21 protein-coding genes are annotated in these 24,108 nt (G+C 46.1%); 14 read left to right on the forward strand and 7 right to left on the reverse strand.

Annotated features, from left to right (window positions below; all coding sequences use genetic code 11):
• Window positions 1–252: 252 nt before the first annotated feature.
• Both groL and R8N46_RS20955 read right to left on the reverse strand, forming a co-directional pair.
• The gene (groL, locus tag R8N46_RS20950) at window positions 253–1,899 is read right to left on the reverse strand and encodes a chaperonin GroEL (RefSeq protein WP_005381509.1); all 1,647 of its coding nucleotides are present in this window, start codon (window positions 1,897–1,899) and stop codon (window positions 253–255) included.
• Window positions 1,900–1,976: 77 nt separating this feature from the next.
• Window positions 1,977–2,267 carry a co-chaperone GroES gene (locus R8N46_RS20955; protein WP_005381516.1) on the reverse strand — a complete coding sequence of 97 codons (291 nt, stop codon included), beginning with the start codon at window positions 2,265–2,267 and terminating at the stop codon, window positions 1,977–1,979.
• Window positions 2,268–2,507: 240 nt separating this feature from the next.
• Here R8N46_RS20955 and R8N46_RS20960 point away from each other — a divergent pair, with 240 nt between their 5' ends.
• Window positions 2,508–3,890, forward strand: a complete 1,383-nt coding sequence (locus R8N46_RS20960) for an MATE family efflux transporter (RefSeq protein WP_017821828.1) — start codon at window positions 2,508–2,510, stop codon at window positions 3,888–3,890.
• A gap of 90 nt (window positions 3,891–3,980) precedes the next feature.
• Here R8N46_RS20960 and pfkA read toward each other — a convergent pair whose 3' ends face one another.
• From pfkA to R8N46_RS20975, 3 genes are all read right to left on the reverse strand, one after another.
• A complete protein-coding gene (gene pfkA, locus R8N46_RS20965) occupies window positions 3,981–4,943 on the reverse strand; it encodes a 6-phosphofructokinase (RefSeq protein ID WP_005381521.1) in 963 nt (320 codons plus the stop codon).
• A 283-nt stretch (window positions 4,944–5,226) separates the two neighbouring features.
• Window positions 5,227–6,135, reverse strand: a complete 909-nt coding sequence (fieF, locus tag R8N46_RS20970) for a CDF family cation-efflux transporter FieF (protein WP_025768809.1) — start codon at window positions 6,133–6,135, stop codon at window positions 5,227–5,229.
• 111 nt (window positions 6,136–6,246) lie between these two features.
• The gene (locus R8N46_RS20975; protein ID WP_005386388.1) at window positions 6,247–6,759 is read right to left on the reverse strand and encodes a CpxP family protein; all 513 of its coding nucleotides are present in this window, start codon (window positions 6,757–6,759) and stop codon (window positions 6,247–6,249) included.
• Window positions 6,760–6,949: 190 nt separating this feature from the next.
• Here R8N46_RS20975 and R8N46_RS20980 point away from each other — a divergent pair, with 190 nt between their 5' ends.
• The 4 genes from R8N46_RS20980 to trmL all read left to right on the forward strand — a co-directional run bounded on the left by R8N46_RS20980 (window position 6,950) and on the right by trmL (window position 10,433).
• The gene (locus tag R8N46_RS20980) at window positions 6,950–7,639 is read left to right on the forward strand and encodes a response regulator (RefSeq protein WP_005382384.1); all 690 of its coding nucleotides are present in this window, start codon (window positions 6,950–6,952) and stop codon (window positions 7,637–7,639) included.
• Complete coding sequence (gene cpxA / locus R8N46_RS20985) at window positions 7,639–9,033, forward strand: envelope stress sensor histidine kinase CpxA (RefSeq protein ID WP_054579327.1); 1,395 nt, start codon at window positions 7,639–7,641, stop codon at window positions 9,031–9,033. Before R8N46_RS20980 ends, cpxA begins: the two co-directional genes overlap by 1 nt.
• A 175-nt stretch (window positions 9,034–9,208) precedes the next feature.
• Window positions 9,209–9,817 carry a superoxide dismutase gene (locus R8N46_RS20990; RefSeq protein ID WP_318098540.1) on the forward strand — a complete coding sequence of 203 codons (609 nt, stop codon included), beginning with the start codon at window positions 9,209–9,211 and terminating at the stop codon, window positions 9,815–9,817.
• A 136-nt stretch (window positions 9,818–9,953) separates the two neighbouring features.
• A complete protein-coding gene (gene trmL / locus R8N46_RS20995; protein WP_005386384.1) occupies window positions 9,954–10,433 on the forward strand; it encodes a tRNA (uridine(34)/cytosine(34)/5-carboxymethylaminomethyluridine(34)-2'-O)-methyltransferase TrmL in 480 nt (159 codons plus the stop codon).
• A gap of 70 nt (window positions 10,434–10,503) precedes the next feature.
• Here the strand turns inward: trmL and R8N46_RS21000 are convergent, their stop codons facing one another.
• Complete coding sequence (locus R8N46_RS21000) at window positions 10,504–11,022, reverse strand: FxsA family protein (protein ID WP_005386383.1); 519 nt, start codon at window positions 11,020–11,022, stop codon at window positions 10,504–10,506.
• Between the two features lie 431 nt (window positions 11,023–11,453).
• Here R8N46_RS21000 and aspA point away from each other — a divergent pair, with 431 nt between their 5' ends.
• From aspA to R8N46_RS21020, 4 genes are all read left to right on the forward strand, one after another.
• On the forward strand, window positions 11,454–12,905 hold the full coding sequence (gene aspA / locus R8N46_RS21005; RefSeq protein WP_005382379.1) for an aspartate ammonia-lyase: 1,452 nt from the start codon (window positions 11,454–11,456) through the stop codon (window positions 12,903–12,905).
• Between the two features lie 176 nt (window positions 12,906–13,081).
• Complete coding sequence (locus R8N46_RS21010) at window positions 13,082–14,389, forward strand: anaerobic C4-dicarboxylate transporter (RefSeq protein ID WP_005382378.1); 1,308 nt, start codon at window positions 13,082–13,084, stop codon at window positions 14,387–14,389.
• A gap of 161 nt (window positions 14,390–14,550) precedes the next feature.
• Window positions 14,551–16,383, forward strand: coding sequence for a protein-disulfide reductase DsbD (locus tag R8N46_RS21015; protein ID WP_213972524.1), 1,833 nt, complete (start codon window positions 14,551–14,553; stop codon window positions 16,381–16,383).
• Between the two features lie 194 nt (window positions 16,384–16,577).
• Window positions 16,578–17,207: a response regulator gene (locus R8N46_RS21020; RefSeq protein WP_005382375.1), complete on the forward strand. Its 630-nt coding sequence runs from the start codon at window positions 16,578–16,580 to the stop codon at window positions 17,205–17,207.
• On the opposite strand, the gene R8N46_RS21025 is transcribed toward R8N46_RS21020, so the two are convergent.
• Window positions 17,204–18,955 carry a potassium/proton antiporter gene (locus tag R8N46_RS21025; protein WP_005382374.1) on the reverse strand — a complete coding sequence of 584 codons (1,752 nt, stop codon included), beginning with the start codon at window positions 18,953–18,955 and terminating at the stop codon, window positions 17,204–17,206. The two genes, R8N46_RS21020 and R8N46_RS21025, sit on opposite strands and share 4 nt — an antisense overlap.
• A 520-nt stretch (window positions 18,956–19,475) precedes the next feature.
• On the opposite strand from R8N46_RS21025, the gene R8N46_RS21030 reads away from it, so the two are divergent.
• The 5 genes from R8N46_RS21030 (at window position 19,476) to R8N46_RS21050 (ending at window position 24,050) form a co-directional block, all read left to right on the forward strand.
• Window positions 19,476–19,739: a DUF4212 domain-containing protein gene (locus tag R8N46_RS21030; protein WP_005382373.1), complete on the forward strand. Its 264-nt coding sequence runs from the start codon at window positions 19,476–19,478 to the stop codon at window positions 19,737–19,739.
• 12 nt (window positions 19,740–19,751) lie between these two features.
• On the forward strand, window positions 19,752–21,479 hold the full coding sequence (locus R8N46_RS21035) for a sodium:solute symporter family protein (RefSeq protein ID WP_005382372.1): 1,728 nt from the start codon (window positions 19,752–19,754) through the stop codon (window positions 21,477–21,479).
• Between the two features lie 108 nt (window positions 21,480–21,587).
• Window positions 21,588–22,070 carry a hypothetical protein gene (locus tag R8N46_RS21040; protein WP_005382371.1) on the forward strand — a complete coding sequence of 161 codons (483 nt, stop codon included), beginning with the start codon at window positions 21,588–21,590 and terminating at the stop codon, window positions 22,068–22,070.
• Window positions 22,071–22,269: 199 nt separating this feature from the next.
• A complete protein-coding gene (locus R8N46_RS21045) occupies window positions 22,270–22,647 on the forward strand; it encodes a hypothetical protein (RefSeq protein WP_005382370.1) in 378 nt (125 codons plus the stop codon).
• Between the two features lie 17 nt (window positions 22,648–22,664).
• Window positions 22,665–24,050, forward strand: coding sequence for a class II fumarate hydratase (locus R8N46_RS21050; protein ID WP_005382369.1), 1,386 nt, complete (start codon window positions 22,665–22,667; stop codon window positions 24,048–24,050).
• The last annotated feature ends 58 nt before the right edge of the window (window positions 24,051–24,108 follow it).

Below are 24,108 nucleotides of genomic sequence, written 5' to 3' on the forward strand. Positions count from 1 at the left end.
TCCCCGTTCAAAAAGTGTTAGCAATAGGTCAGATTTAACCATCTGACTCAAAAGAAAAAATATTTCTCTTCGATTTTTTGCTTCTGAAATGGCGCTTTTTACGCTCAAAAATTTCATGATAAGCCACTCCAGAACGTCATGTTTCTCAGGTGGCACGCATAAAAAAGTCGAGGCATCTGCCTCGACTTTTAAAGGTTTGGTCGGTTATCTTTCCGCTATAAGGGCTTCCTTAGAGCGATGAGATAAGCTGGCTTACATCATGCCGCCCATACCGCCCATGCCACCCATGCCGCCCATGTCAGGCATCGCTGGCGCGTCTTTTTGCGGTAGGTCAGTAACCATCGCTTCAGTTGTGATCATCAGACCTGCAACCGATGCTGCGAATTGTAGTGCAGAACGAGTAACTTTAGTTGGATCTAGGATACCCATTTCTAGCATGTCGCCGTATTCGCCTGTTGCCGCGTTGTAGCCGTAGCTACCTTCACCCGCTTTCACGTTGTTCGCAACCACTGAGTCTTCCTCACCTGCGTTCTTCGTGATTTGACGGATTGGCGCTTCCATTGCACGTAGTGCAACGCGGATACCAACGTTTTGTTCTTCGTTGTCACCCGTTAGGTGAGCAATCTTAGATGCCGCACGGATCAGTGCAACACCACCACCAGCAACAACACCTTCTTCAACCGCTGCACGAGTTGCGGCTAGCGCATCTTCTACACGGTCTTTCTTCTCTTTCATTTCAACTTCAGTCGCTGCACCGACTTTGATTACTGCAACACCGCCAGCCAGTTTAGCAACACGCTCTTGTAGTTTCTCTTTGTCGTAGTCTGAAGTTGCGTCTTCGATTTGTTGACGAATCTGAGCAACACGGCCAGAGATCATCTCTTCTTCACCGATACCATCGATGATAGTCGTGTTTTCTTTCGTGATAGAAACACGCTTCGCTTGACCTAGATCTTCTAGTGCAACTTTTTCTAGCTCTAGACCGATCTCTTCAGAAATCACAGTACCGCCAGTTAGGATAGCGATGTCTTGTAGCATTGCTTTACGACGGTCACCGAAGCCAGGTGCTTTCACAGCTGCAACTTTTACGATGCCACGCATGTTGTTCACAACCAATGTTGCTAGCGCTTCGCCTTCCACATCTTCTGCAATGATAAGCAGTGGACGAGATGCTTTCGCGACAGCTTCTAGCGTTGGAAGAAGCTCACGAATGTTTGAGATCTTCTTGTCTACTAGAAGAATGAATGGGTTTTCTAGATCAACACTGCCTGATTCTTGGTTGTTGATGAAGTAAGGAGACAGGTAACCGCGGTCGAACTGCATACCTTCTACTACGTCTAACTCGTCTTGTAGCGCCTGACCTTCTTCAACCGTGATAACGCCATCACGACCCACACGCTCCATTGCTTCTGCAATGATATTACCTACGCTTGCGTCTGAGTTTGCAGAGATAGTACCAACCTGCGCGATCGCTTTTGTGTCGTTACATTCAACAGAAAGCTCTTTTAGTTGCTCAACTGCCGCGGCAACAGCTTTGTCGATACCGCGCTTAAGATCCATTGGGTTCATGCCCGCTGCGACTGCTTTTAGACCTTCGTTAACGATAGATTGTGCTAGTACCGTTGCTGTTGTTGTACCGTCACCCGCTGCGTCGTTTGCTTTAGACGCAACTTCTTTAACCATTTGTGCGCCCATGTTCTGGAATTTATCTTCCAGCTCGATTTCACGCGCTACTGATACACCATCTTTAGTGATAGTCGGTGCACCAAAAGATTTGTCTAGAACGACATTACGTCCTTTAGGACCCAGTGTTACTTTTACTGCGTCAGCCAGAACGTTTACACCTTCCAGCATTTTAACTCGTGCGTCATTACCAAATTTAACGTCTTTAGCAGCCATCTTTGATTTCCTTTCTAAAATTCTTTGTGTGTAATTTCGTAATTGAATCTGAGCAAAAAATTACTCAATGATTGCTATTATTCAACGATCGCCATGATGTCGTTTTCAGACATGACAAGCACTTCTTTACCGTCGATTTTTTCAGTTTTTGTACCGTAACCTTCAGCGAAGATAACGGTATCACCGACTTTAACGTCTAGTGGCAGTACGGTGCCGTTTTCTAGGATGCGGCCTTTACCCACAGCTAGAACAACACCGCGAGTCGATTTTTCTGCAGCAGAACCAGTCAGAACGATGCCACCAGCAGACTTAGATTCAACTTCTTTACGTTCAACGATAACTCGGTCATGTAATGGACGAATGTTCATCGGTCGTCTCTCCTGAAAATTTCCATGTTTATTTGATAATTGTCCTTAGGGATTGTAGCCCCAGACACGTGATCCCTATATAAGGGGTCGAAGCAGCGATCCCAAGGGGGTGGCACAAAATTTTTGTGACTTAGTTAAAATAACGAACAACTAGGCAACGGTTTGCGTTAGAAATGCTCACTCGCTCGGCATCTCGCTTTCTTGTATCCTTGCAGTTTGCTCACCAGATAGTTGTCACACATGCAGGAAAATAACAAGCTGGAACCCCAAGCGACCGATAAGCATGGTTTGTTGACCGCACCCATTCCTGAAACGCTGCGGAAAATGACCGTACCCATGACCATGGGCATGATCGCAATTTTGATGTTTAACTTGGTGGACACGTTTTTTATCTCGTTGCTTGGCACTCAAGCGCTAGCGGCTATCAGCTATACCTTTCCTGTAACCTTTGCGGTTAACTGCATTACGATGGGGATTGGGATGGGACTATCGACCAATATTGGTCGCTTGCTTGGGCAAGGTCATGCACCACAAGCTGCACGGTTCACCACCCACGGTTTGTTGTTAGCCGTGTTACTTGTGGCTATCGCGTCTTCTATTGGCTTTACCACCATTGCGCCATTGTTTCGTTTTCTTGGTGCGTCTGATGATCTCATCCCTCTTATTGAGCAATATATGCAGGTCTGGTATCTCACCATTCCTCTGCTAGTTATCCCAATGGCGGGCAACAGTGCTATCCGAGCTACTGGCGACACAAAAACACCAGCAAAAGTCATGATGTTGGCTGGTTTGATTAATGGCATGCTCGATCCATTGTTGATTTTCGGTTATGGCCCTTTTCCGGAACTTGGCATTCAAGGCGCAGCCATAGCAAGTGCCTTTAGCTGGTTAGGTGCTTTGTGTGGCTCATTCTATGTGCTAATTAAACGGGAAAAATTGCTTGCTCAACCCCAATGGGCTTTGCTGAAACAAGACTGGCAACAGACACTAAAAATTGGTACCCCTGCAGCGCTATCAAACGCGATGAATCCGTTGTCCGGTGCCATTCTGATGATGCTGTTATCCAACCACGGTACAGCGGCGGTTGCTGCTTACGGCGCAGCGCAGCGTATTGAGTCTATATTGATTTTAGTATTGATGTCGCTGACCTCTGCCCTCACACCGTTTATGGCACAAAATTTAGGAGCCAAACAACCGCAACGAGCCTTTTCCGGTTTATTTATTAGCATGCGTTTTGCAGTGGTATTCCAAGGGTTTATCTTCTTGATGATGGTGCCACTGAGCATTCCTCTGGCTGCGCTGTTTTCTCAGGAAGATGCGGTGAAAAACCTGCTTTGGCATTATTTACTGGTGGTGCCATTTAGTTATGGCTTCCAAGGCATCGTAATGATGTTAGTCAGTGGTTTGAATGCGATGCACAAGCCATTGCGTGCATTCCAGTGGAGCTTTATGCGGCTGTTCATTTTTACCTTGCCATCGGCGTGGATCGGGAGCCAAATCTACAGCATTGAAGGCTTGTTTATCGGTATCGCGGTTGGGAATACGTTGGGTGGGCTACTGGGCTACTTGTTTGCGCTGCGCGAGCGAAAATTAACGCTCATAGAGCAGAGCAGCGTGTCTTAACACTCGTCTATCACTAGTTTCTTTTTGTTGATTCTCAAATACAAAAAAACCGCGGAAAGCCGCGGTTTTGTTTATCTATTTCAAGCTTGCTTAGAACAACTCTTCAGCAACTTTGTATAGATCGTTGCGTACTGGACGCTTCATGTTTTCGATTGCGTCGATGATATCGTGGTGAACAAGTTGCTCTTTCACGATACCTACACAACGACCACCATGACCTTCGATCAATAGGTGAACAGCGTAGTTACCCATACGAGATGCTAGTACGCGGTCAAATGCAGTTGGACGACCACCACGTTGGATGTGACCAAGTACTGTTGCACGAGTTTCACGACCTGTCGCGGCTTCGATGTCACGTGCTAGTTCATTAGCATCCATCATTAGCTCAGTAAGCGCGATGATCGCGTGTTTCTTACCTTTAGCGATACCATCTTGGATGTTGCTGATCAGCTTGTCTTTGTCTAGACCAGTTTCCGGAGTGATGATGTATTCACAACCGCCCGCAATTGCAGACATCAGAGTCAAATCACCACAGTGACGGCCCATGATTTCTACAATTGAAATGCGTTGGTGAGATGAAGAAGTATCACGTAGACGGTCGATTGCATCGATAACGGTGTTTAGTGCACTTAGGTAGCCCACAGTGTAATCCGTACCTGCGATATCGTTGTCGATTGTGCCCGGAAGACCGATACATGGGTAACCCATTTCAGTCAGTTTCTTCGCACCCATGTACGAACCATCACCACCGATTACCACTAGTGCATCGATACCATGTTTTTTCAGGTTCTCAATCGCTTTTTCACGAACTTCCACTTGTTTAAATTCAGGGAAACGTGCAGAACCTAGGAACGTACCACCTTTGTTGATCACATCTGAAACGCTAGAACGATCTAGCTTCTCGATGCGGCCTTCGTATAGGCCTAGGTAGCCGTCGTACACACCGAATACTTCCAATCCTTCGGATAGTGCTGTACGTACTACGCCGCGTATCGCAGCGTTCATACCAGGTGCGTCACCGCCACTTGTTAAAACACCGATCTTCTTAATCATGCTCACCCTCGATCTTTGGCAATCAATTATTTAATTTTCTTTTAGGCCCCTTGTTACCAAGCAACCTGCATAATCCAGAACTGTGCGTTATGTTACATTTCCTCTACAGGATTACCAATGAAAACGCACTTTTTTATGTAACTTTTCTACTTATGTAAGAGTATTACAGTTTCTCTATGAAACTTTGTTGATTCATATCAGGATCACGAATCTTAATAAGTATTGATGGAAAGATAGTCAATAAGTACCTGTTTGTCGTCGGGCACTGATGGATTTTTCAAGCCTACCAATCTTGCGCTTTCTGCTCTTTCTCAGGTCCGAAAACGACAGACAATGGATCTTGATGGATCAGTACGTCCGCATCAGGAAACAGAGCCAATAAATTATCTTCCACTTTATCAGCGATGTAATGCGCCTCAATTAATCGTAAGTTATCGTCTAGCTCTAAATGCAACTGTATAAAGCGCGTCGGTCCGGACATTCGCGTGCGTAACTGATGCACGCCCAATACCCCTTTTACGCTCAAACAAGCTTGGTTAATTTGCTCAAGCTCTTCATCGGGCAACTTTCTATCAAGTAAGGTTTGAATCGCTTCGCTGACCATTTTGAAAGCGCTATAAAGAATGAAGACACCAATACCAATCGCAAACACAGCATCCGCTTGAGTCACTCCAAAATAACTGAGCCCCAGAGCAACCATGATCGCAGCATTCATATACAAGTCAGTCTGATAATGCAGAGAATCCGCCGCTATTGCTTGGCTCCCCGTCACGCGAACCACATGTTTTTGGAACATCACCAAGCCAAGTGTGACCACAATCGCAAACAGCGATACATACACACCTAACTCCGGTGCGTGTAAAGCATGTGGGCGGAAAAATCGGTCAATCCCGTTAAGAATCAAAAATACTGCCGAGCCCGAAATAAACATTGCTTGGGCTAGGGCCGCTAAGGACTCAGCTTTACCATGTCCAAACGTATGTTCGCGGTCTGCCGGTTGTAAGGCGTAACGAACCACCACAAGATTCACAACCGAAGCCGCGATATCTAACATGGAGTCAATCAATGACGCCAATAAGCTCACTGAGCCGGTTACCCACCACGTGATGACTTTTACTATCAGAAGAAGCGTCGCCACAATGGTTGCAGTCCAAGCGGCGGTCGTAACTAAACGTGCGTATTGCTGTTTCATAATCAAAGAGTTAACTAAAACCATACGTTGAGTATATTGAATGACCATGAAATAACCAGATCAAAAAGAGGCAACCAATGGCTGCCTCTTTATATAACATCAATTAATGACTTAATTATTGCGCGACTTTTCCATGCGCTTGTGCATTCTGTCGCCACACTCTTGCATACGTTCATTTTGTAGCTCAACAAATTTCGCTTTCTGCTCAGGTGTTAATACGCTAAGCATTTGGTGCTTTCTTTCTAGCATTTGCACGCGACGTTCCGTTTGGCGCTCAACCATCTCTTTTGCTAATTCGCTAGCTTGAGCTTCATCAAAGTTATCCGCCAGCAAAAGCGATTGTACTTTTGCGTGATGCGCTTGACGCTCAGCCATACGTGCTTCTTTGCCATCAGCGAATTTTGCTTTCATTTCTGCTTTGTTTGCTTCACGCATTTCTTTTAGCTGATCTTTTTGTGCATCAGTCAGGTCTAGTTGACGCATGACACCTCGGTCCATACCCATGCCGCATTCGTCACGAGGGCCTTTATGATGGTTTTTACCACCGTAAGCGAATGCGCTTGCGGCGCCAAGAGTAAGAGGTAGAACAACAGCAGCTAACACAAGTTTTTTTGCAGACTTCATAATACGATTCCTTACACAGGTGAGTGGTTCTTCTGAGCTGTTCTCACAGCGCTTGAGTATAGAATACGACCCGCTAGGTAAAGCGACGTATAGGGAGCGTAAAGAATCGTAAAGAGTGATTTTTCTCCTCTTCGTTGCGCATCATTCCAATGTAATATTAGGCTATCGGTAACTTACTATAGGTGCCCCCATGGCAAACATTCTTTTAATCGATGACGATATCGAGCTAACCAGCTTATTAAAAGAAGTACTCAGTTTCGAAGGGTTTGACGTCAGCGAAGCAAATGACGGTGAAGCCGGCTTAGCCGCGATCAATGATAAGATTGATTTGATTTTGTTGGATGTCATGATGCCAAAACTCAATGGCATGGAAACGCTGAAACGCTTACGTGAAAATTGGGAAACTCCCGTCTTGATGCTGACCGCTAAAGGGGAAGAAATTGATCGCGTGATCGGCTTGGAACTGGGCGCGGATGATTATTTACCAAAACCTTTTAGTGACCGAGAGCTGTTGGCGCGTATCCGTGCGATTTTACGCCGCACTAGCAGCACACAAAAAAATACCAAAAACAGCGATTGCATTGAGTATCAAGAAATCCGCCTCTATCCCGGTAAGCAAGAAGCGTATTGTGAGCAACAGCTACTCGACCTCACGGCAACCGAGTTTGCGCTACTCACCCACTTCGTACAAAACCCAGGACAAGTGCTGACCAAAGAGACACTGAGCTTAGATGTGCTTGGTAAACGACTCGCTGCTTTTGATCGCGCTATCGATATGCATGTCTCGAACTTACGTAAAAAATTACCAGATCAAAGCAATGGCAAGCCGCGAATTAAAACCCTGCGTGGTCGTGGCTACATGCTGCTTGAGGAGGATTAATGCACCTATCACGCATCAAACTGCCAAACATCAATAGCCTGTATGGACGCATCTTTGCCATTTTTTGGTTCACCATGTTATTAGTATTGATAGCCGTGCTATCACTGCCACATTTGGACCCACGCAAAGCTCGCGATATTCCAGAAGAACACTACAAACGTATGGTAGAAACGCGTGACTCAATCCAACAAAAATACAGCCAGCAAACTGATTTAGGCCGCATACTTTTTCGTATCGAGGGCAACCGCCACGGCAAGCACGACCCTCGCCCACGAGTCTTTTTTTCTGACTACAGCGGTAATGTTCTTACGACAGAAAAACGCAGCAATTTTCAATTGCGTGCCATGCAAAACTTTGTCACCAGTATCGAAGATTACAATAATCCAAAGCAGAAGCTGTATGGTCGATACATGATTGCGGGCCCAATTCCTATCACTTTGGCAGGTTCCGATATCTTGATGTACGTGGGCTTCAAGTGGAATGAGCCACCACCTCTACTCCTGCGTCTGTTTGATCACCCATTCCAGCTCTTGCTTGCGGTCATGCTGGTTAGTACACCATTGCTGTTATGGCTTGCTTGGGCTTTGAGTCAGCCTGCACGTCGTCTTGAAGCCGCTGCTCAACGTGTGGCGAAAGGTGAATTTGTCACAGACCCAAATTTAGAAAAAGGTACGGCGGAATTTCGTCAAGCAGGCAGCAGCTTCAACCAGATGGTCGAAGCGGTTAATCAAATGATTTCAGGACAACAACGTTTGCTATCCGATATCTCTCACGAGCTGCGCTCACCTTTAACTCGTCTGCGCATGGCAAGCGCATTAGCGACGCGTAAACAAGGCGAAAGCCCAGAACTGACTCGTATCGATACCGAAGCGCAGCGCTTGGAACAGATGATCAGCGAACTATTAGAGCTTTCTCGCATGCAGGCGAACAGTCATATGACTCGCGAAACACAGCCACTAGAAAGTTTATGGGAAGAAATCATTAAAGATGCGCAGTTTGAAGCAGAGCAAATGGGCAAACAGCTACACTATTCAGAATTACCTAAGCGCAATATTTCCGGTAACCCTAAACTGCTGATGAGTGCGGTGGAAAATATCGTTCGTAACGCCATTTACTACGGAAAAGATGAGGTACAAATCGACATCAAAGCCGATGACGATACGCTTCGTATCACGGTTGACGATAATGGAGAAGGTGTACCAGAAGAGGAACTGGCCGCGATTTTTCGCCCGTTCTATCGCGTTTCAACGGCACGCGATCGCCACTCTGGCGGCACAGGTCTCGGCCTAACCATTACCGAAAGTGCCATTCGCCAGCACAGTGGCACGATCGCAGCCAGCCGAAGTCCTTTAGGCGGATTGCGCATGAGTATCACCTTACCGATCAATTGTTAGTCTCAATTTGATGAACTAACAATAATTCGCACCATATTTCTAGAGTGAGTGATTCACAGCCCCACCCTCACTTTAGAAATTGGTGAGGTCTTCTTAGAATACCCTTACAAAGATCAAAGTTGATAATAATTATCGTTAGCATTAAAGTGAATTTTCCAATTAAGGAGGATTTACTATGTCACATACATTTCCCGCTCTGCCTTACCCGTACGATTCGCTAGAGCCGTACATCGACGCGAAAACCATGGAAGTGCATTACAGCAAACACCACAAGACGTACTTTGATAAGTTTGTAAATGCCGTTGAAGGGAGCGAGCTCGAAACTCAGTCATTAGACGAGATCTTTGACAATATCTCTAAGCTCAGCCCTGCGGTACGTAATAATGGTGGCGGCTATTACAACCACATCATTTATTGGAATTGCATGTCACCAAACGGTGGCGGAGAGCCTCAAGGCGCGCTTGCTCAAGCAATTAACGATAAATTTGGTAGCTTTGCGCAATTTAAAGAAGCGTTTGCCCAAGCAGCCATCAATACCTTTGGGTCTGGCTTTGCATGGCTGATCGTAAAAGATGGTGAGATTCACATTACGTCCACCAGTAATCAAGACAACCCTCTGATGGATGTAGTGGATGTGCACGGTGAACCAATCCTCGCATTAGACGTGTGGGAGCACGCGTATTACATCAGCTACCAAAACCGTCGCCCAGAATATATTGATGCGTGGTGGAACGTCGTCAACTGGCGAGCAGTTGAAGAAAACTATGCTCACGCTCTCTTATAAAGAGCATCGCTACTTACGGTATTAACATCCGCGCTAATGCCTGCTTTCATACCCAGGTCAATCTTGCTGAATCTCGCATATCTCGGTGACTTGGGTATATACTGCCCCTCTCTTTGACCAACTCTATTTCAATACCATGTTTGATATCGCTTTATACGAACCAGAAATCGCGCCGAACACCGGCAACATCATTCGACTATGCGCCAACTGCGGTGCAAACCTTCACTTAATTGAACCTCTGGGTTTCGATCTTGAAGAGAAAAAAGTCCGCCGCGCTGGTTTGGATTACCATGATTTAGCTCGCGTAACGCGTCATAAAAACTATCAAGCGTTCTTAGAATATTTAGAGAAAGAGAGGCAAGGTAACTACCGATTGTTTGCCTGCACCACCAAAACCACAGGTCACCACGTTGATGCACAATACCAAACGGGTGATGTTTTGATGTTTGGTCCAGAAACTCGTGGTTTGCCTGCTGAAATCATCGATAGCTTGCCAATGGAGCAGCGTATTCGCATTCCAATGATGCCGGACGCACGCAGCCTAAACCTTTCGAATGCCGTTGCGATCATTGCTTTTGAAGCATGGCGTCAAATGGGCTTTGAAGGCGCATTGTAAGCAGCACGAATTCCAAATACAGAAAAGGGCGCTTGGTGCGCCCTTTTGTTTTCTTTACTGACTAACTCAATCAGTTGAGCTTGTTGCGATCATCATCGTCTTTACGCTCGTATTCCCCTTCGAAGGTCTTGCCATTATCTGACTGGGAATCAAATGGGTCACGACGGAACGGGTCTTGCTCAAATGGCCCCTGGTTAGAGAAACCACCTTGGAAGCCACCGCCATGCATGGTTTTCACCACCATTTTGCTCATCAAGTATTTAGCTATCGCGGCGCGTGGCGCAGGAAGCAACACCAACATACCAAGGGCATCGGTCATAAAGCCCGGGGTTAACAGTAACACGCCAGCCACCGCTAGCATTACGCCTTCAAAAATTTGCTGGGCTGGAATTTCACCTTGTTCAAGACGCCCCTGTACTGACATCAGTGTTTGTATACCTTGGCTACGAACCAACGATGCACCAACAAATGCCGTGATTAAGACTAGTGCAATGGTCGGCCATAAACCTAAAAAACCGCCCACCTGAATAAATAAGCCGATTTCAATGATCGGAACAAAAATAAACGCTAATAATAAGATAGGAAACACACGCCCTCCTTTGTTTAATTCAGTGTAATGGTAAAAGCAGACTAAGCTCAAACGAATCGTTGTAAAAAAGCGTGTTCATACTGGTCTCCTTCTCTTTTAGACAAAGTAGCGGGAGCGCGTTTCATTCAATTGCATACCGATTTTTTCGTGCTTTTAAAGTGCTAATTTCGAACTCTAAAAACTCATGTTTGTCGAGGAAAATCGAGTACCCATAAAGGGTTATTAATAACCCGTTCATACTTTGCAAATTATTGACTCATGAAAAACGAAAAAGGTGATCTAGTTACTATTTTTATGCGCTAGGTGCAGTATCATGTGCCACATAAGTCAGGACGGATTTTCCAGCCAAAAATTCTGATGAATGGATTCTAGATTGCAGAAATGGCTAATAAATAACTTTATTATCAGAATTATCATCTAAGGATCCTGCTATGGCTACCCTATCTGATGCTCCAAAAACAGCAAACCCAGCCACTCGTATTGAAGAAGATCTATTAGGTCAACGTCATGTCCCTGCAGATGCGTACTACGGTATTCATACGCTACGTGCGATCGAGAACTTCAACATCTCTAATATGACCATCTCTGACGTACCAGAATTTGTACGCGGCATGGTAATGACCAAAAAAGCAGCAGCGTTAGCAAACAAAGAACTTGGCGCTATTCCAAAAGACGTTGCAAACTACATCATCGAAGCGTGTGATTTGATCCTAGAAACTGGCAAGTGTATGGATCAGTTCCCATCAGACGTATTCCAAGGCGGTGCAGGCACTTCAGTTAACATGAACACGAACGAAGTGATCGCAAACGTTGCGCTTGAATTGATGGGTAAAGAGAAAGGCCAATACGAATTTGTTAACCCAAATGACCATGTAAACAAGAGCCAATCAACCAACTGTGCGTACCCAACAGGTTTCCGTATTGCGGTATACAACAGCGTACACAAGCTAATGGAAGCAATTGAGTACCTAAAAGGCGCATTCGAACTTAAAGCCGTTGAGTTTAAAGATGTACTGAAAATGGGCCGTACTCAGCTTCAAGACGCAGTACCAATGACAGTAGGTCAAGAGTTCCATGCGTGGGCGGTAACACTAAACGAAGAGATTCGTGCTCTAGATTACACATCTAAACTCCTCCTAGAAATCAACCTAGGCGCAACCGCAATCGGTACTGGTCTAAATACACCAACTGGCTACCAAGCGCTTGCAGTAAAACACCTAGCGGAAGTAACAGGCCTTGACGTTGTTGCAGCAGAAGACCTTATCGAAGCAACGTCTGACTGTGGTGCATACGTAATGACTCACGGCGCGCTAAAACGCCTAGCAGTGAAATTATCGAAGATCTGTAACGACCTTCGTCTACTTTCTTCTGGTCCTCGTGCGGGTCTAAATGAATTGAACCTACCTGAAATGCAAGCAGGCTCTTCAATCATGCCAGCTAAAGTAAACCCAGTTATCCCAGAAGTAGTAAACCAAGTTTGCTTCAAAGTTCTCGGTAACGACAACACGGTTTCTTTCGCAGCAGAAGGCGGTCAGCTACAGCTAAACGTAATGGAACCTGTGATCGCACAAAGTGTGTTTGAGTCTATCTCTCTACTACACAACGCGTGTGTGAACTTACGTGATAAATGTATCGACGGCATCACAGTGAACAAAGAAGTTTGCGAAAACTACGTTTACAACTCTATCGGTATCGTCACTTACCTAAACCCATACATCGGCCACCACGAAGGTGACATCGTAGGTAAGATTTGTGCAGAAACTGGCAAGAGTGTTCGTGAAGTCGTGCTAGAGCGCGGTCTGCTTACAGCAGAGGAGCTTGATGAAATCTTGTCAGTAGAAAACTTCATGCATCCTACTTACAAAGCAAAACGTTACGAGTAATAACGAATCCGAAGGGGGCCACTCAGGCCCCTTTTTTAGGCTCTCATACGGTTAACCACATTTTTTATATGCTTTTATTGCCGCTAAACCACTAGGTTCTCATTCTCTGAGCATTTACTCCTGTTCCTGAGTGTTCAAAAAATCAGAATCAAATAAAAAACTAAAGAGGTATCAATATGGTCATGGTCGAACTCTTCGTGGTTCTGCTCTTCATCTATTTGGGGGCAAGAATCGGTGGTATCGGCATTGGTTTTGCCGGTGGTGCTGGGGTCATTGCGTTGTCTTTGATCTTGGGCGTACCAACAAGCCAAGCTTACATTCCCGTTGACGTAATTTTGATCATCATGTCTGTAATCACCGCTATCGCAGCAATGCAAGTCGCTGGTGGTTTAGACTGGATGGTGCAAGTTGCTGAAAACTTTTTGCGCAAGCATCCTGAGCGCATCACCTTTTATGCGCCTATCGTAACTTACCTAATGACATTAATGGCGGGTACTGGCCACACGGCATTCTCTACTTTGCCAGTGATTGCAGAAGTAGCGAAAGGCCAAGGCGTGCGCCCTTCTCGTCCACTGTCTATCGCGGTCGTAGCATCGCAAATCGCTATCACCGCATCACCAATCTCAGCGGCTGTTGTAGCGTTCGCGGCAATGCTGCACCCATTTGGCGTTGACTACCTAACACTACTAGCAATCTGTATCCCAACGACGTTCATCGCGTGCATGATCGGTGCGTTCGTGGCGAACTTCATGGGCTGTGAGCTAAAAGACGATGCTGAATACCAAGAGCGTCTAGAAAAAGGCTTAATCAAGCTAAATACAGAAGCAAAACGCGAAATCCTACCAACAGCGAAGAAAGCAACCTTCATCTTCCTAGGCGCAATTGCATTTGTCGTGTGTTACGCAGCAGCAATTTCTGGCTCTGTGGGTCTTATCGAGAACCCTGCTCTAGGCCGTAACGAAGCTATCATGACGGTAATGCTCGCAGCTGCGGCAGCTATCGTAATGAGCTGTAAAATCGATGCTGGCAAAATCCCAGCCGCAGCAACATTCCGCTCTGGTATGACAGCGTGTGTGTGTGTTCTTGGTGTGGCATGGCTAGGTTCTACGTTCGTTAACGCGCACGTTGACGGCATCAAAGAAGTTGCGGGTGCGCTACTAGCAGACTACCCATGGATGCTAGCACTCGTTCTATTCTTCGCTTCAATGCTGCTTTACTCACAAGGTGCAACCACGGTTGCGCTGATGCCAGCAGCACTAGCAATCGGTGTCGCACCACTTACCGCAGTTGCATCTTTCGCAGCAGTAAGTGCGCTATTCGTGCTGCCAACTTACCCAACGCTTCTAGCAGCGGTTGAGATGGACGACACGGGTTCAACTCGTATCGGTAAGTACGTATTCAACCACCCATTCTTTGTACCTGGTGTGGTAACCATCGCTTCTGCGGTAGCACTTGGCTTCGCATTCGGTGGTCTACTGATCTAGTAGAAACAGAGTCTTACTCGGGGAGCTTCGGCTCCCTTTTTTATTGCCTGTTGTCTTGATTTATGCTCAATAAATCTTCATTTTCATGAAACTTATTGACTCGCCTCCGGGTCTGATTGAGTTACACTAACGGCAATTATCTAAGATGAATTAACTCTTTTATGCGCGCATTACTTTCCGTTTTACTCTTAGGGCTCATTACCTTTTCCACTCCGTCTTTAGCTTTATTTGGCAAAGACCAGTTTAACAATAGCCAGAACAACAGCTTTGGTAGCAGCAGCGACAGCTTTGTTCCGGTTGATCAGGCGTTTCCATTTAACTTCTACCAGCAAGATGACAAATTGATGCTCGATTGGCAGGTACGTGACGGGTACTACCTATATCAAGAGCGCTTGTCTGTAGCTGGTGAGAAAGTATCGCTAGGCGAACTGCAAATGGAAGACGGCACACCGCATAAAGATGAATTCTTTGGTGACGTGCATATCTATACGCAACCTCTCTTCGTTAACGTACCAATGTATGATTGGCAAGACGGTGCGCGCGTGGTGGTGCAATACCAAGGTTGTGCGAAAGCAGGCTTCTGTTACCCGCCAGAAACTCGCGTGATTCCTATCAGCGCGTTTACTTCGTCGAACTCAGATTCAACAACGGCGACAACTGCATCAAAAGCAGAACAGGCACCAACAGCAACGCCACCAGCGGTGCAATCATCTAGTTCTGCCGACACACCATCAGCTCCAGTAACACAGCAAGATAGCCTTGCAGCCAACCTTGCTGATAACTGGTGGACACCACTTCTGTTCTTGGCGCTTGGTGTGGGCTTGGCGTTTACACCTTGTGTGCTACCGATGTACCCAATTCTGACCAGCATAGTGCTTGGCAGTGGCAAACTAAGCCAACGCCGCGCGCTAGGCTTGTCATTCGTCTACGTGCAAGGCATGGCGCTGACTTACACCCTACTCGGCCTTGTGGTCGCGTCTGCTGGCATGCAGTTCCAAGCAGCAATGCAACACCCTTATGTGCTGATTGGTTTGAGCGTACTGTTCATCGCACTCGCTTTGTCTATGTTTGGTGTTTATAACCTGCAACTGCCAAGTGGCGTGCAAACGTGGTTAAACAACCTCAGCAACAAACAACAAGGCGGCAGCAGTGCAGGCGTATTCGCTATGGGGGCGATTTCTGGACTGGTATGCTCACCATGTACCACAGCGCCTCTGTCTGGTGCGCTACTTTACGTTGCACAAAGCGGCGATTTGCTTACCGGTGGTATCGCGTTATACGCGCTGGCGATGGGCATGGGTATTCCGCTGATTCTTGTTGCGGTCTTCGGCAACAAACTGCTACCAAAAGCAGGTGGTTGGATGGACCGAGTGAAAACACTCTTCGGCTTTATTCTGCTTGCCGCACCTATCTTCTTACTAGAACGCATCATGCCAGAAATGTGGTCAACGATTCTGTGGTCAGCACTGGGTATTGCTGCTTTTGGTTGGCTATACCACATCAAAAACAGTCTAGAGTTTGGTGGCTGGAAACAAAGTGCCGTGGGCATAATCGCCGTCTTAGGTTTGCTAGCCTCAGCACAACCTATCTTAAATTACTGGTTTGGCAACAGCACAACACAAACTCAGCAAGCCACTGTTAGCTTTACTCGCATTGCTAACGTGGCGGAGCTTGAAGAACAACTGGCACTTGCGAAAGCGGCAGGTAAACCCGTCATGCTCGATTTCTACGCCGATTGGTGTGTAGCATGTAAAGAGTTTGAAAAGTACACCTTCCATGACCCAAGCGTCGAAGCCAAACTGCAAGACTTCATTCTTCTGCAAGCGGACGTGACCAAAAACCAAGTGCAAGACATCGAACTACTGAAGCACATGAGTGTGCTTGGTTTACCAACAATTGAGTTTTGGGATGCCAGTGGTGAACACGTTTCAAACGCTCGTTTGACGGGCTTTATGCAAGCCGAGCCTTTCTTAGAGCATATCAAGCAGTTCTGATAACCAGATATTCAAACGCCAGTGATGTCCACTGGCGTTTTTTATTGCTCAGATTTGAATAAGAACATTGCGTTTATATGCAATTTTCCTAATAAAAGTCGATTTGGTTCAGACTTTTAGCGAATAAATATTGTCCACTCTCTCAAAGCTGGACAATAATAAATTTAACGAAATAGTCAAAAGTGTTTAACGTCATGGATTCGACCTACACCATCATTATTGCAGATGATCACCCACTCTTCCGGAATGCCTTGTTTCAATCTATCCACATGGCTATTAGTGGTGCAAATTTGCTGGAAGCGGACTCACTCGACGCACTTCTGGCTTTGTTAGAACGAGAGGAAGAGCCAGATTTAGTGCTATTGGATCTCAAAATGCCAGGAGCAAATGGTATGTCTGGCTTGATTCATTTGCGAGCAGAGCATCCAGATTTACCTATCGTCGTCGTTTCAGCGAGTGAAGAGCCGGCGATCGTGACGCAGGTGAAAAGCCATGGTGCATTTGGTTTTATTCCCAAGTCCAGCGACATGCGCGAATTAGTGAACGCACTCAATCAAGTGCTGAATGGCGACCCATACTTCCCTGAAGGGTTGATCACCAATAACGCGGCATGTAATGACTTAGCGGAAAAGATTGCTGCGCTAACACCACAGCAATATAAAGTGTTGGGAATGTTGTCCGATGGCTTGCTGAACAAGCAAATCGCTTACGAATTGAATGTTTCAGAAGCCACCATAAAAGCGCACATGACAGCGATTTTCCGTAAGCTCGGTGTAAAGAACCGCACGCAAGCCGTGATTATGCTGACGGAAATGAGCGACTAGATTGACGTCTTATCGTCAGACTTACTTTTTTCGTTTGGCAATCGGATACCGACTTTAGTGACCTGCTGATCAACAACATCAGCGACGATCCAATGCAAACCTTGCCACTCGAAATGGTCTCCCAATACTGGCGTGCTACCTAATTGCTCTTCGACAAGGTTTCTCAAACTTTTATCCAGCGGTTCATCCCCCAGATTCAAACCATACATCACGGCAATATCGGCAAGCTTCACTTCAATATCGAGGAAGAAGTCACCGAAGAATCGCGCTAGCGACGCTTTCTCTGGGGCTTCACTAAACAGTAAGCTCAGTGCATCTAAATCCTTTTCTTGTGCTAATACACACAAGGTATCATCTTCCTCAAGACGCGTACTGCCGGATGGGTGCAATAGCTCTTTACTGCGAAATACAGCGGCGATACGCGTTCCTTCCGGCATCGAAAGACTACGTAATGGCTCACCAATGCACCATTTATCTGCTTTAAGTCTATAGATAAACAGCTCCCACTCACTGGTCGGGTAAATCTCTACACCCGTACGCGAAATTGGCTCAGGCTTAGAAGGTAGCTCGACCTTTGCAAGAGACATCGCCTTAGTCAACGTGCCCCCTTGTACTATCAAAGACACCATTACTACAAAGAATGCCAAATTGAAGTACAGTTGAGCATCTGGCAACCCTGCCATCATCGGAAATACCGCGAGGATGATAGGTACAGCACCACGCAGTCCTACCCAAGAGACAAACCACTTTTCACGTGGCGTGAAACTCTTGAATGGCAGTAAACCAATCCAAACTGAGATTGGTCGGGCAAACAAAATCATACCGAAAGCAAGCGCAAGACCTGGCAACGCAATAGAGAGTAAATTGGATGGTGTAACCAACAAACCAAGCACCAAGAACATACCAATTTGAGCTAGCCACGTCATACCATCTAAAACATGAAGAATAGAGTGGCGGCTGCGTGTTGGACGGTTACCTAATAAAAGACCAACAAGGTAAATCGACAAAATACCACTGCCACCCAAAGTGTTAGATAAAGCGAAAATAAGCAAGCCACCACTGACCGTTAAAATAGAATACAGCCCATCTGGTAATTGATTGCGATTGATAACTTTCCATAAGATCCAGCCACCAGCGAAGCCAAGTAACGCGCCGATACCAAACTGCTTAAGAAAACTGAACGCCAAAAAGCCCGCACTTAAATCTGCGCCAGGGTTCGCTAAAATAGCAATCAGAGTTACGGTCAGAAACACCGCCATAGGGTCATTGGTGCCGGATTCAATTTCCAGCGTTGAACCAACACGTTCGTTCAGGCTACGACCTTTGAGTAGAGAGAAGACCGCGGCAGCATCGGTGGAGCCAACAATCGCACCAACCAATATGCCTTGCAATAAATCTAAGTCGAATAACCACGTTGCCATCAGCCCGGTCAAAATGGTGGTGATCGCAACGCCAAATGTCGCCAAAGAGACCGAGGGCCATAACGCAACCCTAAAGCTGGCGACCCGCGTTCTCATCCCACCATCAAGCAAAATGATGGCTAATGCGAGGTTACTAACCAAATAAGCGATCGAAAAGTTATCGAATAAAATGCCGCCTAAGCCGTCTTCCCCCGCCAGCATTCCAACGGCTAAAAATACCAAAAGAATTGGGATTCCCAACTTAGAAGACACTGGGCTTAAAAGAACGCTAAGTGCGATTAACAACGCACCTATTAGAAAAAAACTGTTAATGGTGTCTGCGTCCATTCTCACCCTCCCTTAATGAAAAACGATAATAATTGTGATGAGCAAGGCTACTTCGTTAATGAGGTAATGCCCTAATCTGCCTCCCCTTTACACCGTCTCAAAATGCGAGGTTGTACGAGAATGACTCAGTTATATTACTTTATTGTGCGTTAAAACGGTGATTTGATGCGAAAACTTTATGTAAATAAATTACTTGTGAGCTTTCTTATCTACGCCTTCTCTCATTAAGAGCCACAAGATCACCACCAATATTTACACAGCATCTCCAAGTTCAATGAAGAAAAGATTAATGGCCCGTCTTAATCATGCTTGTTTATCCAATCAACCTTTAGACCTTTGGCTAACTTAACAGTCTATTAACATAACATTTTACCCCTTTGTTCGCTGCAAGAGCCCATAATATGGGGATTCTTCATTTTTAACACCCCGACTAAAGTTGAAAAGAGTTATTGCCAACACCTTGCTAATGTACATATTGAAACATTTCATTAACAACAATACCAATCGTAAGGAGACGGCAATGGCATTTGAAAGCGAAGAAAGAGCCAAAGCCTATTGGGACAAAAACGTGAAGCTCATGATCGGCCTAATGGTCATCTGGTTCGTCGTGTCTTTCGGCTGCGGCATTTTATTTGTCGACGTACTAAATCAATTTCAACTGGGCGGTTACAAACTCGGTTTCTGGTTTGCTCAACAAGGCTCCATCTATGCCTTCCTAGGAATTATTTTCTATTACGCATGGAAGATGCGCCAAATTGACCGTGAATTCGGCGTGGACGAATAAGGAGTCACTCAGATGGATTTGAAAACTATTACCTACCTGGTCGTTGGCGCCACGTTCATCCTGTACATCGGGATTGCTATTTGGGCTCGCGCCGGCTCAACCAAAGAGTTTTATGTTGCTGGTGGCGGTGTAAACCCGATTGCAAACGGTATGGCAACCGCAGCCGATTGGATGTCCGCAGCGTCGTTTATCTCAATGGCAGGCTTAATTGCCTTCATGGGCTATGGCGGCTCAGTATTTCTAATGGGTTGGACTGGTGGTTACGTTCTGCTTGCGCTGTTGCTAGCGCCTTACCTACGCAAATTTGGTAAGTTTACGGTGCCAGAGTTCGTTGGTGAACGCTTTTACTCCAACACGGCACGTATCGTAGCGGTTGTTTGTCTTATCATCGCATCAGTGACTTATGTTATCGGTCAGATGAAAGGCGTGGGCGTTGCGTTTGGTCGCTTCTTAGAAGTGGATTACTCCACTGGCCTATTAATTGGTATGTGTATCGTTTTCATGTACGCGGTTCTTGGCGGCATGAAAGGCATCACTTACACGCAGATTGCTCAATATTGCGTACTCATTCTTGCTTACACTATCCCTGCAATCTTTATCTCTCTGCAACTCACTGGTAACCCAATCCCACAAATTGGTCTGGGGAGTACCATGGCTGGTACCGATGTCTATCTACTCGATCGGCTTGACCAAGTGGTGACCGAACTCGGGTTCAGTGAATACACGACCCAAGTACGTGGCGACACACTTAATATGTTTGTCTACACCATGTCACTGATGATTGGTACTGCCGGTCTACCACACGTAATTATCCGTTTCTTTACCGTGCCGAAGGTTCGCGACGCACGTACATCAGCAGGCTGGGCTCTGATCTTCATCGCAATCCTTTACACTACAGCACCAGCGGTATCAGCGATGGCTCGTCTCAACCTAATGAATACGGTAAATCCAGCTCCGGGTCAGCACCTAGCGTATGACGAGCGTCCTGCGTGGTTCAAAAACTGGGAAACAACTGGACTACTCGGTTTTGACGATAAAAATGGCGATGGCAATATCCAATACACTTCAGATGCGTCCACCAACGAACTGCGCGTTGATAACGACATCATGGTATTAGCTAACCCAGAGATCGCTAAACTACCAAACTGGGTGATCGCACTTGTGGCAGCAGGTGGTCTTGCAGCTGCACTATCTACCGCAGCAGGTTTACTACTCGCCATTTCTTCAGCTATTTCCCATGACTTAATCAAAGGGGTTATCAATCCGAACATATCCGAGAAAAAAGAGCTACTTGCTAGTCGAATATCAATGGCAGTAGCGATAGCAGCCGCAGGCTATCTCGGTTTAAATCCGCCTGGATTTGCCGCAGGTACGGTAGCACTCGCCTTTGGTCTTGCCGCTTCATCCATCTTCCCTGCATTGATGATGGGCATCTTCAGCAAGAGCATCAACAAAGAAGGCGCAATCGCCGGTATGATTGCAGGTATCAGTATTACGCTGTTCTACGTATTCCAACACAAAGGCATCCTTTTCGTTGCTGATTGGAAATATCTAGAAAGCTGGGGAACAAACTGGTTCCTGGGTATTGAGCCAAACGCGTTTGGTGCTATTGGCGCACTATTTAACTTCATCGTCGCATTCGCTGTCTCCAAAGTAACAGCAGAAACGCCACAAGAAGTGAAAGACCTAGTCGAACACGTTCGCGTGCCAGTAGGTGCTGGTAGTGCAGTGGATCACTAAAAACTAATCAAAACCACAAAAGCCCCGTTTGGAACCAGCCGTCCGGGGCTTTTTTATTCTCACTTTTCAGTTACCATATTCGCAGTATGTCGTTGCAAGGAAGCCAAGATGTTCAAAAACAAGCACTTTATTCTCGCTCTACTGATTGCGCCAGTTCTCTCTTTGATCGCTTACTTCGGTACCGATATGGCCCTCAGCGAGAAGCCCCACGCGGCGCAAGAAGGGGAAACTTACAAACTCGCGAGTAAGTCTAATTGTCGTTACACCAGCGGTCTGTGTGATATGGAAAATGGCGATTTTAAAGTGAAATTTCGCTCGGAAAAACTCACTAAAAATAACTTAGAATTATCACTCAACGCCGCTTACCCACTCGAAGGGGTTAAAGTTTCTATTGTGAGTGACAAAGAGAAAAACGCTCAACCGATTGATATGAAGCCCGCCGATCAAGCAGGCCAAAGCTGGTACATCACCTTACCAAAGCCTGCATCTGCAGAAAGCTGGTTAAGAGTCGTCATTCAATCAGGCGGCACACTGTATTATGGTGAAACACAAACCGCATTTGTGAAGTACGAAACCTTATTTACTGAATAACGGCGACAAGCTAATTCACCGGTATTCAAACGACAGTGACTTAGTTTCACTCAGCATAAATGAATTCCTACTCAGCCGACGCCTTTGCGTCGGCTTTTGTTTCCGTAAGTCTTTCTTCAACAACCTCTTACTCTAAAAAGGGTTGCCAACTCACAAGTTAATTGATAATAATTATCATTACATTTAATGAGAGGTGGTTATGGACAACAAACGGGACATCTTTAACGCATTTTTTAAAGCCCAAGATAGATTCCTTCTCGCCGCACCACATGGCTTTGAGCCAGACGTGATTCATGACTATATTCATTGGGGAATGGTGTTGTCTTCCTGTTATGAACACGATGCCGATGAAGAAAATCTATTGTTGTGTGAGCTGTTTTTACGTCAGGTTTATTTCCATTTACTAGACGCAATTCAAGACTCAACTCGCAGTCGTATCTTCCGTCGTGTCTGTCTCGATTCTATCCATACGCCATTATTTTGCCTCAAACGCTATTACTACCAGTTTGAACAAGGCGACGTGAAATTTCTCGCACTACAACAACAATTACGCCTGATTCAAATCTCACTCGATTAACCAAAAGGATCCCTACCATGAGCACCGAATTCCGCATAGAAACTGACAGTATGGGCGAAGTAACGGTCCCTGCAGATGCTCTCTACCAAGCCCAGACTCAACGCGCCGTCGATAACTTCTCATTCAGTCAACATAAAATGCCATCTGGTTTTATCAAAGCGTTAGCACACATCAAGCAGACTGCGGCACTCACCAACGCACAGCTAGGGCTGCTTGAGGGAGATATTGCCAACGCGATTGCTGACGCAGCTCAAGCAATTATCGAAGGCAATCATATTGAGCAATTCCCAATTGACGTGTTCCAAACGGGATCAGGCACTAGCTCAAATATGAATGCGAATGAAGTGATTGCAACACTGGCCTCCCAGCATCTAGGCGGCACTGTCAGCCCTAATGATCACGTCAACATGGGGCAAAGCAGCAACGATGTGGTACCGACGGCCATTCAAGTTAGCGCAGCATTAGCCATTGAAAAACAGCTCTTCCCGGCACTGTCACACCTCAGCCAAACACTAGAGTCTAAACAGCAAGCATTGAAAGATGTTGTAAAAACCGGTCGCACCCACTTAATGGACGCGATGCCAATTACCTTTGCTCAAGAACTTGGCGGTTGGCAGTTCCAAATCGAGCACGCAAAACAAGCGATTGAACAAGCACTTCCTGCTGTAAAAGCCTTAGCCCAAGGTGGTACGGCGGTTGGAACGGGGATCAATGCCGATCCACGCTTTGCAGACTTATTCGCTAGCAACCTAACCCAGTCAACTCGTATTCAGTTCACGGCCAGTGATAACTTCTTTTTCAATTTAAGCAGTCAAGATGCGATCGTCGCTCTGTCGGGACAGCTCAAAACAGCAGCAGTTGCGATCATGAAGATCGCAAATGATCTTCGTTGGATGAATTCAGGCCCATTAGCTGGTTTAGGTGAGATTGAATTACAAGGCTTGCAACCGGGTTCTTCCATCATGCCTGGCAAAGTAAATCCTGTGATCCCAGAAGCCGCAGCTATGGCATCAGCGCAAGTCATTGGTAATGACACCACCATTACCGTCGCAGGCCAAACGGGCAACTTCCAGCTTAACGTCATGCTGCCAGTTATTGCTCATAACGTATTGGAGAGCATCGAGTTACTCTCTAACAGCGCAACCGCTTTAGCTGACAAAGCCATTGCGACGTTTGAAGTTCGCCAAGATAACTTGGATGTAGCACTCGCCAAAAACCCTATTTTGGTCACGGCTCTCAACCCTGTCATTGGTTACCTAAAAGCGGCAGAAGTCGCGAAAAAAGCCTACAAACAGGGACGCGCGATTATTGATGTCGCGGAAGAAGAAACTGATTTGGATAGAGCCACACTAGAGCGATTGCTTAATCCAGCCAAACTGACTCAAGGCGGCGTCGCAGAATAAGCGGCAAACTCAGCCTATCAACTAAGATTACAAACATCGAGACCTCCATTCGGAGGTC

The sequence above is a fragment of the Vibrio sp. 1874 genome, assembly GCF_033344395.1.
In the GTDB taxonomy this organism is placed as follows: Bacteria; Pseudomonadota; Gammaproteobacteria; order Enterobacterales; family Vibrionaceae; genus Vibrio; species Vibrio alginolyticus.

Coding starts and splice junctions, on each gene's coding strand:
- groL (WP_005381509.1), bottom strand. CDS start 1,899: ATGGCTGCTAAAGACGTTAAATTTGGTAATGACGCACGAGTTAAAATG.
- R8N46_RS20955 (WP_005381516.1), bottom strand. CDS start 2,267: ATGAACATTCGTCCATTACATGACCGAGTTATCGTTGAACGTAAAGAA.
- R8N46_RS20960 (WP_017821828.1), top strand. CDS start 2,508: ATGCAGGAAAATAACAAGCTGGAACCCCAAGCGACCGATAAGCATGGT.
- pfkA (WP_005381521.1), bottom strand. CDS start 4,943: ATGATTAAGAAGATCGGTGTTTTAACAAGTGGCGGTGACGCACCTGGT.
- fieF (WP_025768809.1), bottom strand. CDS start 6,135: ATGAAACAGCAATACGCACGTTTAGTTACGACCGCCGCTTGGACTGCA.
- R8N46_RS20975 (WP_005386388.1), bottom strand. CDS start 6,759: ATGAAGTCTGCAAAAAAACTTGTGTTAGCTGCTGTTGTTCTACCTCTT.
- R8N46_RS20980 (WP_005382384.1), top strand. CDS start 6,950: ATGGCAAACATTCTTTTAATCGATGACGATATCGAGCTAACCAGCTTA.
- cpxA (WP_054579327.1), top strand. CDS start 7,639: ATGCACCTATCACGCATCAAACTGCCAAACATCAATAGCCTGTATGGA.
- R8N46_RS20990 (WP_318098540.1), top strand. CDS start 9,209: ATGTCACATACATTTCCCGCTCTGCCTTACCCGTACGATTCGCTAGAG.
- trmL (WP_005386384.1), top strand. CDS start 9,954: ATGTTTGATATCGCTTTATACGAACCAGAAATCGCGCCGAACACCGGC.
- aspA (WP_005382379.1), top strand. CDS start 11,454: ATGGCTACCCTATCTGATGCTCCAAAAACAGCAAACCCAGCCACTCGT.
- R8N46_RS21010 (WP_005382378.1), top strand. CDS start 13,082: ATGGTCATGGTCGAACTCTTCGTGGTTCTGCTCTTCATCTATTTGGGG.
- R8N46_RS21015 (WP_213972524.1), top strand. CDS start 14,551: ATGCGCGCATTACTTTCCGTTTTACTCTTAGGGCTCATTACCTTTTCC.
- R8N46_RS21020 (WP_005382375.1), top strand. CDS start 16,578: ATGGATTCGACCTACACCATCATTATTGCAGATGATCACCCACTCTTC.
- R8N46_RS21025 (WP_005382374.1), bottom strand. CDS start 18,955: ATGGACGCAGACACCATTAACAGTTTTTTTCTAATAGGTGCGTTGTTA.
- R8N46_RS21030 (WP_005382373.1), top strand. CDS start 19,476: ATGGCATTTGAAAGCGAAGAAAGAGCCAAAGCCTATTGGGACAAAAAC.
- R8N46_RS21035 (WP_005382372.1), top strand. CDS start 19,752: ATGGATTTGAAAACTATTACCTACCTGGTCGTTGGCGCCACGTTCATC.
- R8N46_RS21040 (WP_005382371.1), top strand. CDS start 21,588: ATGTTCAAAAACAAGCACTTTATTCTCGCTCTACTGATTGCGCCAGTT.
- R8N46_RS21045 (WP_005382370.1), top strand. CDS start 22,270: ATGGACAACAAACGGGACATCTTTAACGCATTTTTTAAAGCCCAAGAT.
- R8N46_RS21050 (WP_005382369.1), top strand. CDS start 22,665: ATGAGCACCGAATTCCGCATAGAAACTGACAGTATGGGCGAAGTAACG.